At 65.4% G+C, this 5,415-nt stretch carries 9 protein-coding genes; 5 read left to right on the top strand and 4 right to left on the bottom strand.

The genetic code is table 11. From position 1 onward, the window contains the following. A partial coding sequence (locus E1298_RS43680) for a LysR family transcriptional regulator (RefSeq protein WP_207945206.1) occupies window positions 1-858 on the bottom strand: 858 nt, incomplete at its 3' end. A 69-nt stretch (window positions 859-927) separates the two neighbouring features. On the opposite strand from E1298_RS43680, the gene E1298_RS43675 reads away from it, so the two are divergent. The 4 genes from E1298_RS43675 (at window position 928) to E1298_RS43660 (ending at window position 3,669) form a co-directional block, all read left to right on the top strand. Further along, window positions 928-1,647 (top strand): SDR family NAD(P)-dependent oxidoreductase, encoded by a 720-nt coding sequence (locus E1298_RS43675; protein ID WP_131903267.1) that lies wholly within the window; start codon window positions 928-930, stop codon window positions 1,645-1,647. Window positions 1,648-1,919: 272 nt separating this feature from the next. After that, window positions 1,920-2,384: a COG1361 family protein gene (locus E1298_RS43670; protein ID WP_131903266.1), complete on the top strand. Its 465-nt coding sequence runs from the start codon at window positions 1,920-1,922 to the stop codon at window positions 2,382-2,384. Window positions 2,385-2,518: 134 nt separating this feature from the next. Continuing rightward, on the top strand, window positions 2,519-3,271 hold the full coding sequence (locus E1298_RS43665) for an SDR family NAD(P)-dependent oxidoreductase (RefSeq protein ID WP_131903265.1): 753 nt from the start codon (window positions 2,519-2,521) through the stop codon (window positions 3,269-3,271). A gap of 17 nt (window positions 3,272-3,288) precedes the next feature. Further along, window positions 3,289-3,669, top strand: coding sequence for a MerR family transcriptional regulator (locus E1298_RS43660; protein WP_341770705.1), 381 nt, complete (start codon window positions 3,289-3,291; stop codon window positions 3,667-3,669). A gap of 6 nt (window positions 3,670-3,675) precedes the next feature. Here E1298_RS43660 and E1298_RS43655 read toward each other — a convergent pair whose 3' ends face one another. The 3 genes from E1298_RS43655 to E1298_RS43645 form a co-directional block, all read right to left on the bottom strand. Beyond that, complete coding sequence (locus E1298_RS43655) at window positions 3,676-3,933, bottom strand: DUF397 domain-containing protein (RefSeq protein WP_131903263.1); 258 nt, start codon at window positions 3,931-3,933, stop codon at window positions 3,676-3,678. 159 nt (window positions 3,934-4,092) lie between these two features. After that, window positions 4,093-4,287 (bottom strand): DUF397 domain-containing protein, encoded by a 195-nt coding sequence (locus E1298_RS43650; protein WP_131903262.1) that lies wholly within the window; start codon window positions 4,285-4,287, stop codon window positions 4,093-4,095. Continuing rightward, window positions 4,284-5,114, bottom strand: a complete 831-nt coding sequence (locus E1298_RS43645; RefSeq protein WP_131903261.1) for a helix-turn-helix domain-containing protein — start codon at window positions 5,112-5,114, stop codon at window positions 4,284-4,286. The genes E1298_RS43650 and E1298_RS43645 overlap by 4 nt, the downstream gene beginning before the upstream one ends. A 106-nt stretch (window positions 5,115-5,220) precedes the next feature. On the opposite strand from E1298_RS43645, the gene E1298_RS43640 reads away from it, so the two are divergent. Beyond that, window positions 5,221-5,415 (top strand): hypothetical protein (locus tag E1298_RS43640; protein ID WP_207945205.1); only part of this gene is annotated, 195 nt, incomplete at its 3' end.

Raw genomic sequence — 5,415 nt, 5'->3', positions numbered from 1 at the left:
GTGGTGGGGGGCGTGGTCTTTGGCGACCTGGGTGGCGGTGTAGACGAATGCGGCTAGTGCCGGGGAGCGGCTTGCTTGGGGCCAGGCGAGGAGGACGGTCACCGGTTGGGCGTCCAGGACAGGTATGCAGACCAGGTCTTGCCGGAGCTGGTCTCGGGCCGACTGGGGGACTACAGCGACCATGCGTCCAAGCGCGATCAGCTGCATCATCTCTGAGGCGTTGCTGACCTCCGGGGCATCTGCGGGGCCGGAGGCGGGGACGCCGTGCCAGCGCGGCAGGGTCTCGCCTTCCAGGTCGGCCATCACGATGTATTCGCGGTCGGCAAGGCGGTGCGCCGCTGGTAGGACGACGACTTGCCGCTCGGTGAGCAGTGGTTCGGTATCGAAGCCGCTCAGATCTTCGTAACGGTCGTGGAGGAATGCCACGTCCGCGGTTCCATCGCGCATGAGAGGGGCGCGGTCGGCCACTCCGCGCAGGAGAACCTCTACGTCGAGGGCATCGGGGTGCTTGGCGTAGGCATCGAGGATGGCGGGCAGCAGGCCGCCGTCGCCGCCCGGCTTCATGACGACGGTCAAGTGCGGGGCGGGATGCCCGGCCCGCTGCGCACGTTTCGCCGCGGCGGCGACCGCGTGCAGCGCTGTGACGGCCTCCTTGGCCAGCACCTCACCGGCCGGGGTCAGCGTGACGCCGCGGCTGCCGCGCTCCAGCAAGGTCACGCCCAGCCGGCGTTCGAGCTGCTTGATGGCCCGAGACAGCGGCGGCTGGGCGATGCCGAGCTGCCGGGCCGCACGGCCGAAGTGCAACTCCTCGGCGACGGCGAGGAAGTACGCCAGCTCTCGCGTCTCCATTCGATCCATACCGGCAGGGTATGACGCGCAACCGAGGTGGTCTTGGCCGTGACGGCTCACCGGTGGTGGGCTCGGGGCATGACGATCGCATTGGTAACCGGAGCCAACAAGGGCATCGGCCGTGAGATAGCGGCGCAGCTGGCCGAACGCGGACTGACGGTGGTGCTGGCGGCGCGCAGCAAGGACCGCGGCGACAAGGCCGCCGCCGAACTCGGCCTTCAGACGGTGGTCATGGACGTGACCGACCCCGCCTCCGTACGCGATGCCGCCCTGCGGATCAAGGAGGACCACGGCCGTCTCGACGTGCTGGTCAACAACGCCGGCATCTCCGGCGACCCGGACCGCCAGCGGCCCGGCACGGCCGACACCGACCTGGTTCGGACGGTCTTCGAGACCAACGTCTTTGGTGTGATCACCGTGACCGAGGCGATGCTGCCGTTGCTGCGCCACTCATCGGCCCCCCGCATCGTCAACGTCTCCAGCTCCGTCGGCTCGCTCACCGACCAGACCGACCCTGCGCATTACTTCGCCAACATGCCCGCCTCGGTCGCCTACGCCTCCTCAAAAGCAGCACTCAATATGGTGACCGTGCAGTACGCCAAAGCGCTCGGCGGCCAAGGGTTCCGGATCAACGCCGTAACCCCGGGTCCGTGCGACACCGACTTCACCCGGTCACTGGGCTTCAACCTCACCCGTACCGCCGCCGATGGTGCGGCGGTCGCGGTGAACCTGGCGACCATCGACGACAACGGACCCAACGGCGCCTTCTTCGACGACCGCGGGCCCGCCCCCTGGTAGTCACCACGAGTCGTCCAAACCAGCCCTGTACGTCTACCTGTACTCACTTCTGCTCTCCAGGAGTGATCGAGCTGTGGTTGGACAAGTGGTAAATCGCAGGAGGGTAATCGGCTCGTTCCAATTACCGCGCCGCCGTGTTAAGACGACAATCTCAGTGGTCAGCGGCACGGGTTGGCCACCTCGGGACAACCGATTGTGGAACAAACCGCTCACGCCTACCGTCTTGATCAGCCTGCGAATGAACGCAGGAGACCCCGCAAAGGGAGAAGATCATGCTGGTCAGGCGCATTCTGTTCGTGCTGCTCATTTCCGTCGCGCCAGTAATAGGTGTATTGCCCGCCACGCCGGCCATGGCCGCGTCCGTGATCACGTCCAGCTTTGACAAGGCGGTGACGCATCCCGGCGAGACGGTCACCTTGAGCGTGACCTTCACGAATCCGGAGACCGTCGACGTCACGTTCACATACCTGACCGTGAACCAATCCTACGACACCATGACCGACGGCACTAAGTACAGCCAAACCAGCTGCACAGGCGAGATCACTTCTTGTAACCACTACACGGTCCCTATCCCTCCCGGTGGGACGCGTACCCTGAAGCTGACCTACGAGATCGCTACCGACTCTCCCTGCGGCGAGAACATCGGCGTCTCGGTCTACTACTACAGCTACCGTGAGTCCACCGCCGGCACGTTCGACGGCGTCGAGGGTGGACCCGCGGTGACCGTTCTGTGCTGACGTCTCTCTGACGACCCGGCCCGGGTCCAGGAACCCCGGACGGGTCTAGAGCGTGTTTCAAAATTTGCGTGGTGGTTGGCGGGCGTCGGCTGGTTTGACCTTGTCGTTGGCGGCAAGGTTTGAGGATTGCCTGCATGGACAGCTCGATGCGGGACAGAGTGGTTGTTGTTACCGGAGCGGGCACGGGGATAGGCCGTGCGACAGCGCGGATGTTCGCTGGAATGGGCGCGCAGGTGGTGGCCGTAGGCCGCCGGGCGGAGCCGCTGGCGGAAGCCGCTGCCGGTTTTGACGGTATCCATCCGCTGACCGCCGACGTCGCTGCCGAGGGCGCTGTTGAGGAGATCATGCGTGCCGTCATGGAGTCGCATGGCCGGCTGGACGTGCTGGTCAACAATGCGGGGATCGTCGGCAGCGGGGCGTTGGGGACGTTCGACCGGGATCTGATCGAACCGCAGCTGGCGACCAACCTGGTTGCGCCGGTCATGCTGGCGGGGGCCGCGTTGCCCGCGTTGGAGACCAGCGGCGGGGTGATCGTGAACGTCACTACGTCGGTCGGGCAACGGGCCTGGCCGGGCAACGCGGTCTATGCCGCGACGAAAGCCGCCCTGGAACTCCTCACGCGCAGTTGGGCGGTGGAGCTGGCCCCTCGCGGGGTTCGGGTGGTCGCGGTGGCCCCTGGAGCGATCGACACTCCGATCGGGAAACACCAGGGGTTGTCACCTGAGCGGATGGCGGCGGTCCGAGAGTGGCAGATGGCCCGCACGCCGCTGGGGCGGATCGGCCGCCCCGAGGAAGTGGCATGGGCGATCACACAGCTGGCCTCGCCGCAGGCATCGTTCATCACAGGAGTGGTGCTCCCGGTCGATGGCGGGGCGGTCGTCGCGTGATAGGACTGGCGAGGGAGGTGGAGCCGTTGCGGATCGGCGAGTTGGCGCAGGTCACGGGGACGACAGCGCGTGCGCTGCGGCATTATGAACAAACAGGGCTGATCACCTCCCGGCGGGCGCACAACGGCTACCGGATCTATGACAAGGGCGCCGTCGTGCGGGTCCGTAATATCCGCTACCTGTTGGCCGCCGGCCTCACCCTCGAAGACATCCGCGCGTTCCTGCCCTGCCTGGACGGCGACGTGGTAGCCGCGTCGCCGTCGGACAAGGGCATTCAGATCGCGTTGGATCGTCTCGCCGTCCTCGACGAACGCATCGCCGCCCAGACTGAGGCACGCGACCGGCTGGCGGCGGCGCTGCACCAGGCGACTGGACAAAACACCCGCACGGTCGCCTGACGTGCCCTAGTGGGGGCGTAGCTCGTCCCGCTTCACTTGTGCGAGGAGGTCGGCGAAGGCTTCGCTTGTGAGAGTGAGGGGCCCGTGGCCAGGGTCCTTGCTGTCACGAATGCCCACGCCAAGGGATAGGTCGGCGACCTCAACGCACACGCTTTGCTCATTGGTGCCGCTGTGGCTCGACTTTCGCCAGGAGGAGAGGTTGGCGACCTCGACGCAGTCTCCTTGCTGGGTGCCGCTGTGACTTGATTTGCGCCAAGTGGTCATTGTGGGTCTCCGGTGCGTGTGATGAGTTTGTTTGTGTCCTGGTTCTGCCTGTGGACGTTTCTTATACGGATTTGCCCGTGGCGGCGTTGTTCCACGCGTCCATGTGCGGACATGCACGAGCCCCGGCGCATGGCCGGGGCTCGTGCGTGCGTGGGGCGGTTAGAGGTTGAGTTCGTCTCGCTTGGCGCGGGCGAGGAGGTCGGCGAAGACCTGGGTGGGGAGCGTGAGGTGGCCGAGGTGGGGGTTCTTGCTGTCCCGGATGCCAACGCCTGGACGTAGACCTGCGACCTCGACACACACGGTTTGTTGCTCAGTGCCGCTATGGCTGGACTTTCGCCACGTTGGGTTGCTCACCGAAGTTCCTCCATCAGTGATCGGACGAGATCACGTGAAGGCTCCTCTGGGAGAGCCTTCGCGCTGATGCGGTCGTACCACACGGCATAGTTCACCACGTCTGGCGGACATGAGACCAGCCGTCCGCCTCCTGGAGATTCCGAAAAGGCCACCTCTCCGAAGTCGGTTCCAGACATGAGCTGGAAGCTTCCCTGGAGCCCTACGTGAGCGCCGACGTTCCAGGTTCGAGGTACGAGCCGGATCGTCACGTCCGGTTGCTCCGACAGGTCAACGAGATGCTGGAGCTGTCCCCGCATGATCTCCGGCGTACCGACGGGCCACTCAAGGCTCGCCTGTGAGAGCAGTGCGGCGACGTAGGGCGGTTTCGGACGGCTGAACACGGCTTGCCTGGCGAGCCGCTCGTGCAGATCTTCGTCAGGGGTGGGGGAGTGGCCTCCGGCGATCAGGGCGCCAGCGTAGTCCTCCGTTTGGAGTAAGCCGTGGATCAACTGTGATGCGTACAGCCTGATCATGCTGGCGCGCTCCTCCAGCTTCAGGTATTGCGCGAACCACTGCGGGTCGTGGCCAATGGAGGCGTACCAGACAAGTATGGAGAAAAGTCCTCCGGTATTCCAGGCTTTGTCGAGGAGTGCGGCCTGTGTGCCGTCGAGGCGTTCTTCTCCGGTCTCGATTCGGGACACCTGTGACTTGCCCGCCTGAATGATCCGTCCCAGTGCCTCGCCGGACAGGCCCCGCTGGTTGCGTTGGAAGCGCAGGTAGTAGGCGATGAAGTCCCACAGGTTGTTCTTGGGCTGCGGAAGCTCGTCCGGTGATCGTTTCGTGGCCATCTCGCTCTCCTCTGTCCCGGAGTTTCCCGAGCAATAAGCGTACGCACGACAAGACGCGCGTGTCCGAGGAATCTGTGGCGTAGTTCACAGGAGTTCGGAGAGGGATGTGGTGGACGTGGCCGCCATGGGGCAGAAATCGGGTATTACCCGGCAATTGCTGGCTTCGCCGGTGGTCGCGGGGCTGGCGCGGGAGCAGGTTTCCCGGGCGCTGCGGGAATGGGGGCTGCCATTCCTGGAGTCGGACGCGGTGCTCGTCATGGGGGAGCTCGCGGCGAATGCGATCGCGGCGTCGGGGCGGCGG

Origin of the sequence: Actinomadura rubrisoli, assembly GCF_004349215.1 — a bacterium.
Classification (GTDB): domain Bacteria; phylum Actinomycetota; class Actinomycetes; order Streptosporangiales; family Streptosporangiaceae; genus Spirillospora; species Spirillospora rubrisoli.
The sequence above is the reverse complement of the archived record's forward strand: the minus strand, read 5'-3'. Positions and strand labels throughout refer to the sequence as shown.